This window comes from Pueribacillus sp. YX66 (assembly GCF_041725775.1).
Taxonomy (GTDB): domain Bacteria; phylum Bacillota; class Bacilli; order Bacillales; family UBA6769; genus Pueribacillus.
In genome coordinates, this window is sequence record NZ_JBEUEL010000027.1 from 1 (window position 1) to 13,316 (window position 13,316).

Consider the following 13,316-nt stretch of genomic DNA (forward strand, 5'->3'; position numbering starts at 1 on the left):
GAGAAGGAATTCATAGAGCTACTCTTCTATATCCGAGAACACGATAACTTAGACGATGTCATGAAAGCAGTCAATCAATTAAGCATGATGGGTCCAAGCCATGTCACAACCGAGAAGATCGTCTTTATTTGTGAACAAGTGGAGCCTATAGAGTCACAATCGCTTTACCGTGATGAGACTACGGCTCAATCCGAACACAATTTGAAAGCTTATGCAGATCTCTTTCAACAACAGGAGGAAGAGGTGACGCACTGTGGATAAAAAACAGCGATTGGTAGAGTTATGCAGAATTACGGTTACCAAGTATTCGTCACATGGTTCAAGAAGAAACGTCATTTAAAAATCCAGATGAAGCATTTGATGTGTTGCTTCAGGTGCTTCTCCAAGAACAAAGCGATCGTTTCGTACGTGCGAAACAAAACCGAATCCGAGCAGCGAATTTCCCGCAAAAAAAGCTGTTGGAAGAATTAGTAGAAGAGACCTTACCCGAACAGGCAAGACAAAAGCTACCTCATTTAAAGACACTTGAATTTGTAAAGGAAGGACAAAATGTCATTTTAGCTGGTTCTCCTGGTACAGGGAAAACACATCTAACGATTGGACTTGGAATGGAAGCATGTTTAGCCGGCTATAAAGTGTTTTTTGCGACGGTACCGTCGTTCATCAATCAACTAAAAGAACACCGTTCTGAACGAACATTACGGTCCTTTGAATTAAAGTTTGAGAAGTATGATCTTGTGATTATTGATGAGCTCGGTTATATCTCTTTTGATAAAGAAGGTGCGGAACTCTTATTCACCCACCTCTCTTTACGGGCTGGAAGAAAATCAACGATCATTACAAGTAATTTACCATTTCTAAAATGGCAAGAAATCTTCCACGACCCTGTTCTGACCGCAGCACTAACCGATAGACTGACGCATAAATCACATGTCATCAATATGAATGGCCCTTCCTATCGAATGAAAGAAACGCAGGAATGGATCAATTTTGAAGCCAATCAAGTGGATCAAAATTAAATTGCGAAGTGGATCACTTTTCACTTGCGAAATACAAAAAAACAGCAAAAAACCGAGTCATGACTGCCATTACCAAGTTTATCGAAAAGAAGCTAGGACTTAAGGTCAATATGGAGAAAAGTCGAATTTCTCGTCTAGCCAAACGAAGTTTTTAGGTTTTGGATTTTACTTTGACCCAAATAAAAAGCAGTTTCAACCGAGACCGCATGAGACGACTGTTCAGAAATTCCAACGAAAACTTCGGTCAAGAATTCGTGTCATCATTTGGAAACAATGCAAGAACAACAAGAAGAGAATCAACGCTCTTGTCCAACTCGGTATACCCGAAGGAGAAGCGAAAGGCTTAACTTACTGCCGAAAAGGCTATCGTTTTATTGGATTATCGAAAGTCATCCATCGAGCATTATTAAACAAACGTTTAGGGCAAAGGGGAATTTCCTTTGCCCTAAATTATTATCTAAAAGTACACATTGAAATATAAATTGAACCGCCGTATGTACGTACGGTGGTGTGAGAGGAAAGTTAATCAACATTCCCTTCTACTCGATCTTTAAGAGAGAAGAAATTAGTTTTGTGCTAAGATAATGAAGTAAACGACATAAACAAGATTGCGGAAAGAGTGAGAATTACAATGTACTCAATATTAAAGGATATTCAAGTTCGTTATGGGGAAACTGATCAAATGGGAGTTGTTTATCATGCGAACTATATTATTTGGTTTGAATTAGGTAGAACGGAATTAATTCATAGTCTCGGATTGAGTTATGTAGAAATGGAAAAGAAGGGGATTATTTCTCCAGTTATTGATGTGCAAGCATCTTATAAAAAACCCGTTCGATACGGAGATAAAGTGAAAGTAAAAACTTATATCAAAAAATATGATGGGTTAAGAGTAACGTATCACTATGAAGTATTAAATGGAGAAAATGAAGTGTGTGTGACGGGTGAAAGTGTACATATTTGTGTTATTAAAGACAACTTTCGTCCAATTGCCATTCGAAAGCATTTACCAGAATGGCATGAAGCGTATGAAAAAGTGAAGTTGAGTTGATCTTGAAATGGCATTTGGAATAACGAGAAGTGAGTTAAGCAAATGGAAGTATAAAGTGTTGCAAGGGGAAATCGCTTTTTTAACTCATTACTGGTTTGATGAACGTTTTCCCGAGGCTAATACAGTAACAAAAGTAGGTTGTATTGATATTGAGCGATTAATCTATTGGGGAAAGCAATACAATTTGAAAGACTCTTGGATCGATAGAAGAAATGCGTTTCCGCATTTTGATCTAATTGGGGAAAGGCAAATATTCATTTTAAAAAAAGAAAAACAATGGGATCAAATTCATCGTTTTCAGTTAATTCGTCAAACATGGGATTGAGTCATTGATGAAAAAAAGATTATTGTTAATGAATATTTTTCTTGTTGCTATTTTGTTAATTGGGTCATCGATTTATTTTTTTAAAATGAAGGTAAGTAATCATAAAGCGATTGAAGCGGTAACAGTTCAAATTTTACCTGAACGTACACAATTAATTGAAAGGAAACGAGTAAATATTATAGGATTAGGTGATTCACTAACTGTAGGTGTTGGTGATCCATCTAGTCAAGGATATATCGGTATCGTGAAAGAAAAATTAGAAATGAAAAACGTCATTACAGTTCATTTAAAAAATGAAGCGAAAAAAGGATTGCGTAGTGAGCAATTAGTAAAAAAATTGAAGAAAAAAAAATTACGTGAAGACGTAAAAGAAGCAGATGTTATTTTCCTTTCACTAGGTGGAAATGATATAATGAACGTGTTTAAAAATCATTTTTTTCATTTGAACGTTCATTTATTTGAAAAACAAAGTGAAGATTTTGCAAGTAACTTAAAACAAATTATGCATCTCATTCGTAAAGAAAATACCGACGTTCCAGTTGTTATGATTGGATTGTTTAACCCATATTTCACTTATTTCTCAGAAATTGTTGAAATTAATCAAATCATCCACATATGGAATACCGAATCAAAAGAAGTGCTTAGTCAATTTAATGATGCGTATTTTGTTGAGATCGACTCCATTTTTTCTAATGATAACGATGTGTTGTTACACGAAGATAACTTTCATCCAAATCGAGAAGGATACGAACGTATAGCCGAAACAGTGATGAAAGAGTTACATGAGCAACAGATCATTAGATAGTGAATGTTTTTTTGGGGAGAGTGAGATGAGCGAATCTTTTCAAACGATCATTGAAAAATTAAGTGAAAATTATAGTGTGCAATCATTAATTCCAAACACGGCTACTTTTATATTTATTTTAGAATCTCCACATGTTCAAGAGTTAAAACATCAAGCGCCTATCGCTGGTTCTTCAGGTAAAACGATGACAACTAAGCTGCTTGGGGAAACGTATAATCAGCCGTTAGGTTTACTAATTAAACAGAATCTTGAGGTAAGAAATTACGAGACCTTGTTAAATAAAATTGGGGTTATGAATGTTTCGAACATTCCGTTGCAACGAAAAGCATATAACGACGAACAACTTGTCCATCGTTACGAGTCATTTTTTACTTTGTTGGAAAAAATAAGAACGACAAACGAAAAAACAACATATGCTTCAGAGAAATTGAATGAATTACAATGCATCCTATTATCCCGTTTTAACAGTGAGTTAGAAAAACTGCTTGATCGGAAATGTACAATCATCCCATGTGGTCGATTTGCACAAAAATTTTTAAAACTATCGACCGTGAGAGGCGAGGATTGGACGATTATTCATAATATCCCTCACCCGTCTTATAATTCTTGGAATCAAGCAAAGTATAAACAAAAAATCGATGAACTTCTACAAGCATTTATCTATCGTTAAACGGTTTAGAAATCATTAAAAATTGGAATTATAGTAATAAAAGTTCAAAATTTTAAGGAGATATTCATTTGAAAACGTTTTATGAGTTTAATTTAAGCCACGAAGTGATTCAATCAGTTAGCGCGCTAGGATTTGAAGCGGCTACACCGATTCAAGAACAAACTATTCCACTTGCGCTTGAAGGTAAAGATGTTATCGGACAAGCTCAAACGGGGACAGGAAAGACTGCGGCGTTCGGAGTTCCAATCATTGAAAACAGTGATAAGCAAAACCGAGCAATCCAAGCGGTTGTGTTAACGCCAACGCGAGAATTAGCAATTCAAGTTGCGGAAGAACTAAATAAACTCGGGCAACATAAAGGGATTCGAACTGTACCGATCTATGGAGGTCAAAGTATTGATCGCCAAATTCGAGCATTAAAAAATAAACCTCAATTAATTGTTGCAACACCTGGGCGATTAATGGATCATATGCGCCGAAGAACGATACGTTTTCAAGGAATTAAAACAGTCGTTTTAGACGAAGCGGATGAAATGTTGAATATGGGGTTTGTTGAAGATATTGAATTGATTTTAAGTGAAATGCCGACCGAACGACAAACGTTACTATTTTCAGCAACGATGCCGAATCAAATTCGCATGCTAGCTGAGAAGTTTATGGATAAACCACAATTAATTAAAATTAAAGCTAAAGAAATGACTGTTTCGAATATCGAACAACAGTATATTGAAATACAAGAGAAAAAGAAATTTGATGTATTGTGCCGTTTCCTTGACATTCAAGCGCCAGAACTTGCCATCGTGTTTGGGCGAACGAAAAAGCGTGTTGATGAACTTTCTGAAGCATTGATTAAACGAGGATACTTTGCCGAAGGTATTCATGGCGATTTAACACAATTAAAGCGTGATCAAGTCATTCGTAAGTTTAAAGATAAAACGATTGAAATTATGGTAGCGACAGATGTGGCAGCGAGAGGGTTAGACATTTCTGGTGTCACACATGTCTATAACTTTGACATTCCACAAGACCCTGAAAGTTATGTCCACCGAATCGGAAGAACAGGACGAGCAGGACATACAGGGTTAGCGATAACATTTGTTACACCGAGAGAACTAGACCATCTAAAAGTGATTGAACGAGTGACGAAGAAAAAAATTGTTAAAATAGCAATTCCAACTTATCAAGAGCTATTAGTCGGTCAACGCCAGCATGCGATCGACGCATTGTTACAAACAGTAGAGGAAGAAGATTTAAAAGAATATAAAGTAGCTGCTGAGCAATTATTGGAAGATATAGACTCCGTTCAATTAGTGTCAGCTGCATTAAAATTGATAACAAAAGAACCGAATACAACGCCAGTTAAATTAAGTGCGATTGAGCCATTAAGAGCGAAGAAAACAAAACGGAGAGAAAATAAAAAGCGTAATTATAGTAGAAACCGTGAGCGAAGATATAGAAAGAAGCAGAGCCAGTCAAGAAGACAAAGATAAAATTGTTAATCATGGGTCTCCTCCCGTAACAAGCTGCCCTTTTCAAAATGATGGGGCAGTTTTTCATTGCATCATGTTATTGAACCTAGTGTTTGTTTAATTAACCTTGATAACATTTCTAATGGACCTGATATGTTAAAATATAAGTACTATAGATAAAGAGTGGGGAACAAGTGATGAATATAAAAGTTTCGGAGAGAGTGACAGAAGACATCATAACTGAATGGGTCAATCGCCTAGCGGTTATTCGACACCGAATGCAAGAAAAAGGTGATGATGCGAGCGGGGAAAAAATGTGGCAGCTTATTCGTAAAGCTCAAAAACGTGAATTTTCTATTGGTTTTTGTGGGCATTTTTCAGCTGGAAAATCAAGTATGATTAATGAACTGTGGAATGAAAGCTTATTACCGTCGAGTCCGATTCCGACGAGTGCAAATTTGGTGAAAGTGAGAACTGGTGAACCGTGGGCACGGGTTTATTTTAAAAATCGTGATCCAGTCCAGTTTGCCTATCCGTACGACATTAACAAAGTAAAAGCCTATTGTCTCGATGGCGATGAGGTGGACTCTGTTGAAATTAGTCATCCGAGCGAACATTTTCCGAATCAAGTTGCAATTTTAGATACTCCGGGCATTGACTCAACGGACGATGCTCACCGTGTTGCGACAACGTCTTCACTTCATTTAGCTGATGTCGTTTTTTATGTGATGGATTATAATCACGTCCAATCGGAATTAAATTTTCATTTTGCAAAAGAAATTAAAGAGCAAGGGAAACGCCTTTACTTTGTCATTAACCAAATTGATAAGCATCATGAAGGAGAACTTCCATTTTCTGAGTTTAAACGTGGAGTAAAGATGGCGTTTAATCATTGGAATATTGATCCAGACGGCATTTTCTATACATCATTGATGCAACAAATTGACTTTAATGAGTTAGACGAATTAAAACAGTTTATTCAATCGTTAATTGAAAAGAAAGACGAACTCTTTATTAGCAACATTCAAAAGGCATCCGCAACTATCATTAATGAACATATGCAATGGATACAAGCTAAACATGAGGAGAAAAGAGAACAGTTTCAAACTACGATCGCATCTGCTGACGTCAGTCGAGTAAAAGAGGATTATGAAAATGCTTTACATCGTAAAGAGAAACTTGAAGGTAAGCTTGAACATTTTGAACAAGAAATAAAAATCGAAATCGCAAACATATTAAAAAATGCGATTCTAATGCCTTTTGAAACACGAGACCTTGCGAAACAGTATTTGGAGGCAAACGAAGAGAATTTTAAAGTTGGTTTTTTATTTTCCAAAAACAAAACTGAACAAGAGCGACAGCGAAGAATGGATGCGTTTTATACTAATTTTATGGAAAAGGTGACTTCACAACTCGACTGGCACATTAAACAATTACTTGTTGAACAAGCGAAACAGAATGAAATTAACGACAATACGCTATTTACATCAATTTATGATGAAGACATCGATATTCCAATTGAGATATTAAGTGAACAAATAAAAACCGGTGCAAGTGTAAACGGTGACTATCTTTTAAAATATGCGGAAGACGTTGCAGACGAAGCAAAGAAAATTTATCGAGCTTTTGCGTTTAAAATGGTTGATAAGCTATTAGCTCGGCTTAGATCAAATGTTAATGATGAACTAAAGGAGCTTAAGACGACTATTGAACAAAATGAAGGGGTCATTCGTGCCCTAGAGGCAGAAAAACGGCTTCAGCAAGCAGAACAACACATTTATGAACAATTCCATTCGATATTATTAGAAAAATCTACAATTTCTTCTGCTGAAGTCGCAGATGCATTATCAAGCCTTCCAGCTGACCCACAGGTTACGATTGTCCATGACGAGGAGGAAATTAACGCTTCACAACAAATAAGTGAGCGAGAGCGACAATCGCAGCCGAATCATCATGAAAAAAGTGTGCGTGAACCGAATCCGATCGAGAATGTCGAAGAAACAATAAATAAACTTAAATTGTTCGCTCATGAAGTAAGTGAAATAAAAGGGTTTACGACGATAGCGAAAGAAATGCAAGAGCGGGCAAATCGTTTAGAACATCAACGTTATACCGTTGCATTATTTGGAGCGTTTAGTGCAGGGAAGTCTTCGTTTGCAAATGCGTTAATCGGGCATCCCGTACTACCTGTATCACCAAATCCAACAACGGCTACGATTAATAAAATTATGCCTGTTGATGAAAAACATCGTCATGGAACGGTTGTCGTCAAAATGAAGTCTAAAAAAGATCTATTTCATGACATTGAGACGTCGATGAAATTTTTAGATGAATCGATCGAATCTCTACAATCCGTAGAAAAGAAAATCGCAACGATTCATAGCGAAAACTTACAACCGAAAGCAAAACCGCATTATGCTTTTTTAAAGGCAGTTGAAAAAGGAATCGAGTTTTACCGTAAACGCGCTGGTAAAGAGTTTGTCATTTCGTTAGATGAATTTCAATCTTTTGTTGCACAGGAAGAAAAAGCGTGTTTCGTCGAATGGGTTGAGCTTTATTATGATTGCTCATTCACTCGACAAGGAATTACGTTAGTTGATACACCTGGAGCTGATTCAATTAATGCTAGACATACAGGTGTAGCATTTGAATATATAAAAAATGCTGATGCTATTTTATTTGTAACGTATTACAATCATGCTTTTTCACACGCTGATAAAGATTTTTTAACACAACTTGGAAGAGTAAAAGACGTTTTTGAATTAGATAAAATGTTTTTCATTGTCAATGCTGCAGATTTAGCTAAATCTGATGAAGAGTTATCCTTAGTTTTAACTCACGTTGAAAATAATTTACTTCAACATCAAATTCGTAAGCCGAGAATTTTTCCAATTTCAAGCCAAGTCGCGTTGTTGTCACGTCTAGGGAAAAGTGGTGAAATAACGGATAAACAATACGAGAGATTAAAAGAATTACTTCACGAAAATGAAAGCGAAAAGAACGGATTATTTGAGAAAGGGTTTGCTTCCTCCAAGATTGAAACGTTCGAACGTGCATTTCACCAATTTATTCATGTTGAATTGACAAGTACAGCAGTAGCAGCAGCAAAGACGGAGATGACACGAACGATTGCAACATTACATGATTGGCTTTCGTCAGCAAAACAAGGGGAAGAAGTACGTTTACAGCAAAGAAAAGAGACAGAAAAAACTAGAAGAAGCTTAGTCGAACTTATCGAAACGATTCATCCGACTTCAGAAAAACAAGCGCTTCTTCAAGAGATTGAAGAGTTATTTTATTATGTGAAACAACGGTTGTTTTTACGGTTTAACGATCGATTTCAAGAAGCATTTAATCCAGCTGTACTTCAAATCGATGAACGATCAATAAAGGAAAAATTAAAAATTAGTTTACAACAACTCGTTGATTCAATTGAATTTGATTTAGTTCAAGAAATGAGAGCAACTTCATTACGAGTTGAAGCTTTTTTGCGTAAACAAGTAACAGCGGTTTTTAAACAAGCTGAAGATAACATTCATAATCTCGTTTCCGCTAAGTTTTTACATTCATTTGAGCTTGGAAAAATTGAGATTCCGAACTTCCAAGAATCGTTTTATTCGTTGAATATACAGTCTTTATATCCACTTCTAGCGATGTTTAAAAATCCGAAGCAGTTTTTTGAGCATAACGGGCAAATTGAGATGCGAGAAGTGTTTGAAGATGCGCTACAACAACCAGTGGATCATTATTTACAAGTGAACTTTGAGCAGTTTAAAACATATTATGAAAACGAATTTTCATGCGGAATTGAGGCAATGCAAAAACAACTTGAAAAAGAAATTGAAGATTACTGCGAAGGAAAACTTTCAGTCCTTTCTGCTACCGTTGATCTTGAACACTTAGAAACGACATACAATAAAATAAAGGCACTATAAAAGAACTTGGCTCACACCAAGTTCTTTTAATCATTAGCATTTGTTTTTATTTTAGATAGAGATAAAGTGCACTCATATCTTGATCACCATGACCGGAATCAACAGCTTTTTTAAGCATGTCCGTTAGCTTTTTACCGATAGGCAATGGGATATTTTGTTCATCTGCAAGCTCACCGGCAATTCTTAGATCTTTATGTAACAGTTTCATAGCAAAGCCAGGATGATATTCATTTTTCGAGATGAAGTTTTCATAGTGTCGGTCAAATACACGGCTTTGGGCATAGCTTGCATGCAATATATCAAAAAGTACGTTAGAATCGACACCCATTTTTTCTCCAAGATTTAATGCTTCGGCGACCGCTTGCGTATGGAAACCAACCATTAAGTTGTTAACGAGTTTGACAATGGATCCGCTACCACAATCTCCGACATGGTAAATATTTTCGCCTAACACTTCAAATAAAGGCAACATTTCATCAAAGGCGTCTTTGTCGCCTCCGACCATGATGCTTAATGTCCCTGCTTCAGCGCCAAAGTTACCCCCGCTAATTGGTGCATCGAGAAAACGTATTTTTTTCGCTTCGGCTTGTTCATAAACTTGTCGATTTAACGTAGGAGAGACTGTACTAAAATCGATGATGATTTGTCCAGCACGTCCGTTGTTTACAATCCCATCCTCTCCTAATATTACTTTTTCAACATCTTCTGGGAAAGGCAGGCACGTCATAAGCACATCACATTTTTCAATCACTTCTTGTAGTGTATACCCAGCTTCTCCGCCAGCATCGATAAATTGTTGCTCTTTCCCTTTACTGCGATTTAATCCGATTACTCTATAATTTGCTTTCACTAAATTTTTTGCCATTGGCAATCCCATTGCACCTAACCCAATAAAGCCAATTACTTTAGCATTTGACATTAATGATCTTCTCCTTCCATCATTTTCATTTATTTTAACACAGTTTTATGCATGTCCCGGGTAAATTTATAAGATTAATATTCTGAAAAGACTAAAAATAGATTGAAATTTCATTCATTATTCGATATAATAAAAAAAAGCAGAGGAGGAACAAACATGAGAAATGAGAGCTCCTACAAAGAAAATATGAAGAAATCTGCTATGGAAAAACAGAGAAAAGACAATGCTTTTATGCTCGATCTCTTTTCTCAAATGGTCATTGATGAATCGATTTTGAAGTCAAAACGTGAAAAACTTTTAGATTTAATTGACGATGCACTTGATAAAAGGGATGAAAAAAAATTTTATAGTTTGTCACAACAATATAAAGAGATGATGAAACAAATTTATAAATAAGTAATTTTAGCCCCCTTTTGATACGCAAAAGGGGGGTTTATTGTTTATATCGGTTGAACTATAGTCGTAAACCATTGTCGTGTTTCAGCTATAAATGAATGGTTTCCGACGACTACAATGAGATCGTTTTTTGATTGGTTTAAAGCATGCTTCACTGCTTCTTCGGGTGATGAAACAACTTCACACGGCAACAAGTGTGACGAATAGTGGAAAATTTCTTGTTCATGAAAAGATTTATAGCCTTTTGTCGGTTTGCTTATAATACATCTTTTCGTAAATGGCGCCAGTGTATGAACGACTCCTTTATAATCTTTGTCTCTTGATAGACCGACAATAGCAACGACGTTTTTACGTGAAAAGTATGTGATCACTTCACGTAAATAAGTAGCAGAATGTTCGTTGATCGTTGCATCAGCGATAACGACAGGTTCGTCTAAAAGTAGTTCACATTTTCCGAAATTCGTTAACGTTTTTAGCCATTGGTGAATCTCTGTTTGGTTGATCATTTTACCAAGTATTCTTTCACACGTTTGCACTGCAAGTGCAATGTTCTCACATTGAAATGAACCGAACAAAGGAACGTGCAAATTTTTGTATATTGCACGGCTCGTTTTAAAATCAAACGTCATTCCAGATTTTGAAATGTCCGAATGTAAAACAGAAAAGTCACGCTCGTACGTAAAAACATTCTCATGAGCCGCAAGTGATTTGTCTATTTCTTTAACAATATTTTTTTGTTGTTTACTAATTAAAGTGACTGAATTTTTTTTAATAATTCCAAGTTTATGCGTAATAATGTGCGATATCGTAGGACCGAGTTCGTCGATATGCTCATTAAAGATCGGGGTAATTACAGACCATTGGTTGTGTACGACATTCGTATCGTCATTTTTGCCACCTTTTCCCGCTTCTAAAATGATAAAGTCAACCTGTTTTTCGGAAAAATAAAGTAAAGCAATTGCTAAATTTATGGCGATAGGACCTAAATATTCATTCGCTTTCAGACGTTCAACGATTTTATATACGTGTGGGGCAACACGGTTGGCTAGACGAACAAAGTCTGAATCTGAAATGGGTATCCCATTTACTTGAACTCTCTCATTAAACGATATGTAATGAGGAGAGGTAAATAATCCCGTTTTGTACCCTAAACGATGTAATAACGATGAAATAAATGAAGCGGTTGATCCTTTTCCTTTGCTACCTGTAACGAGAACGATTTGTTTGTGATTATCTGGAGATCCGAGCGAATTTAAAAGTTCACGGGCAAGATATTGGACTCTAGTTATTTCATCTGAGCTTGTTTTTGCTTTATTATAAGATGAATAAATGAGGTCGATAGCTTCAGTTTTTGTTTGAATCATATCTATATACCTTAAAAAGCCGCATAAGCTGCGGCTTTTTCCCTTTTTTACTCCCAATAATATGGTGTCTCTTGATAAACATAATAATTAAGCCAGTTGCTAAAGAGAAGATTCGCATGTGAGCGCCAAGTGTGAAGTGGTAGCTTATTCGGGTTATCGTCTGGAAAATAATTTTTTGGTATTGCAATTTCCAGCCCTTTGTTTAGATCTCTTTCGTATTCGTCCCTTAATGTACAGGCATCATATTCGAGGTGACCTGTAATAAAAATTTGTGAGCCACTTTCGTTTACAACGATTGTTACACCCGCCTCCTCTGACTCACATAAAATGGATAATTCTCTCACATTTTCAATCTCTTCTCGGCGAACTTCAGTATATCGCGAATGGGGAATATAAAAAAGGTCATCAAATCCCCTTAATAATCTAACATTATATTTTAACAAACGGTGTTCAAAGATCCCAAATATTTTTTCGTCTAAATCATACTTTTGTATATCGTAGTGATAATATAGGCCTGCTTGAGCACCCCAACATATGTGCAATGTTGACGTAACGTTCGCTTTCGTCCATTCCATGATGTCTTTTAGTTCATCCCAATACGTCACATCAGTAAAGTCAAGGTGTTCAATAGGTGCACCAGTGATGATCATGCCATCAAACTTTCGATGTTTTATATTTTTAAACGTTGTGTAAAATGAATCTAGGTGTGATTTAGCTGTTGTTTTTGGTTGATGCGTTTCAGGAATGATTAACGTAATGTTGACTTGCAATGGTGAATTCCCTAACAATCGAAGTAATTGTGTTTCAGTTTTAACTTTTTCAGGCATAAGGTTAAGTATAACAATATTTAAAGGCCTAATATCTTGGGTATAGGCTCGTTGGTTATCCATTACAAATATATTTTCTTTCTCTAATATTTCTTTAGCTGGTAAGTCAGTAGGGATATTTATTGGCATAGCAAAAAAGCTCCTTATTCCATATTTTTGATCGTGGTGTCACGTGTATCATTTATTTTATCATATAAATTATAAAAATAGCACATAAGTAAGCTTAATCACTTGGATGTTTTAATTGTTACAGAGGGGGATTACTGAGTGGAAAGAAAACTCGTTGTTCATAAAGTGAACGAATTGCTTGATACCTTTTGTCAAGATTGTTTTTTAAATAAATATTTACGTCAGACATACGGTAAAAATCATGCGCAGCGTTTTTGTATCCAACAATGTTCTGTAGGTGACGAATTAAAAACGTATGGAAAAATGTTAGTTAGTCGTGACAGTTAAGATAATTACATAAATGATAATTAATATGCATATTGTATCCGTTTTTTGAACGTGTTCGAAACCGTTTCTTTTGGGGAAGT

The 13,316-nt window shown here is 36.0% G+C and carries 12 protein-coding genes and 1 pseudogene; 10 read left to right on the forward strand and 3 right to left on the reverse strand.

The genetic code is table 11. The features are described from left to right. From ABU914_RS11535 to ABU914_RS11570, 8 genes and pseudogenes are all read left to right on the forward strand, one after another. Nucleotides 1–261: pseudogene (locus ABU914_RS11535) on the forward strand (IS21 family transposase); the annotation flags it as partial. A 53-nt stretch (nt 262–314) separates the two neighbouring features. Next, nucleotides 315–1,019: an IS21-like element helper ATPase IstB gene (istB, locus tag ABU914_RS11540; RefSeq protein WP_379669882.1), complete on the forward strand. Its 705-nt coding sequence runs from the start codon at nt 315–317 to the stop codon at nt 1,017–1,019. A 631-nt stretch (nt 1,020–1,650) separates the two neighbouring features. Then, complete coding sequence (locus tag ABU914_RS11545) at nt 1,651–2,070, forward strand: acyl-CoA thioesterase (protein ID WP_379669883.1); 420 nt, start codon at nt 1,651–1,653, stop codon at nt 2,068–2,070. Nucleotides 2,071–2,077: 7 nt separating this feature from the next. Beyond that, entirely contained in the window at nt 2,078–2,395 is a 318-nt protein-coding gene (locus ABU914_RS11550) for a hypothetical protein (protein ID WP_379669884.1), read from the forward strand. A gap of 7 nt (nt 2,396–2,402) precedes the next feature. Then, nucleotides 2,403–3,200 carry a GDSL-type esterase/lipase family protein gene (locus ABU914_RS11555; protein ID WP_379669885.1) on the forward strand — a complete coding sequence of 266 codons (798 nt, stop codon included), beginning with the start codon at nt 2,403–2,405 and terminating at the stop codon, nt 3,198–3,200. 25 nt (nt 3,201–3,225) lie between these two features. Beyond that, nucleotides 3,226–3,870, forward strand: coding sequence for a hypothetical protein (locus ABU914_RS11560; RefSeq protein ID WP_379669886.1), 645 nt, complete (start codon nt 3,226–3,228; stop codon nt 3,868–3,870). A 68-nt stretch (nt 3,871–3,938) separates the two neighbouring features. Beyond that, nucleotides 3,939–5,360: a degradosome RNA helicase CshA gene (cshA, locus tag ABU914_RS11565; RefSeq protein ID WP_379669887.1), complete on the forward strand. Its 1,422-nt coding sequence runs from the start codon at nt 3,939–3,941 to the stop codon at nt 5,358–5,360. Between the two features lie 176 nt (nt 5,361–5,536). Beyond that, nucleotides 5,537–9,274, forward strand: coding sequence for a dynamin family protein (locus ABU914_RS11570; protein WP_379669888.1), 3,738 nt, complete (start codon nt 5,537–5,539; stop codon nt 9,272–9,274). A 46-nt stretch (nt 9,275–9,320) separates the two neighbouring features. Here the strand turns inward: ABU914_RS11570 and ABU914_RS11575 are convergent, their stop codons facing one another. Continuing rightward, nucleotides 9,321–10,193, reverse strand: coding sequence for an NAD(P)-dependent oxidoreductase (locus ABU914_RS11575; RefSeq protein WP_379669889.1), 873 nt, complete (start codon nt 10,191–10,193; stop codon nt 9,321–9,323). Nucleotides 10,194–10,349: 156 nt separating this feature from the next. Between ABU914_RS11575 and ABU914_RS11580 the strand changes: the two genes are divergently transcribed. Then, the gene (locus tag ABU914_RS11580) at nt 10,350–10,589 is read left to right on the forward strand and encodes an IDEAL domain-containing protein (RefSeq protein ID WP_379669890.1); all 240 of its coding nucleotides are present in this window, start codon (nt 10,350–10,352) and stop codon (nt 10,587–10,589) included. A 44-nt stretch (nt 10,590–10,633) separates the two neighbouring features. On the opposite strand, the gene ABU914_RS11585 is transcribed toward ABU914_RS11580, so the two are convergent. Next, nucleotides 10,634–11,953, reverse strand: a complete 1,320-nt coding sequence (locus ABU914_RS11585; RefSeq protein WP_379669891.1) for a bifunctional folylpolyglutamate synthase/dihydrofolate synthase — start codon at nt 11,951–11,953, stop codon at nt 10,634–10,636. A gap of 47 nt (nt 11,954–12,000) precedes the next feature. After that, nucleotides 12,001–12,909: a homoserine O-acetyltransferase MetA gene (gene metA, locus ABU914_RS11590; protein WP_379669892.1), complete on the reverse strand. Its 909-nt coding sequence runs from the start codon at nt 12,907–12,909 to the stop codon at nt 12,001–12,003. Between the two features lie 138 nt (nt 12,910–13,047). Here metA and ABU914_RS11595 point away from each other — a divergent pair, with 138 nt between their 5' ends. Further along, nucleotides 13,048–13,236: a zinc-finger domain-containing protein gene (locus ABU914_RS11595; protein ID WP_379669893.1), complete on the forward strand. Its 189-nt coding sequence runs from the start codon at nt 13,048–13,050 to the stop codon at nt 13,234–13,236. The last annotated feature ends 80 nt before the right edge of the window (nt 13,237–13,316 follow it).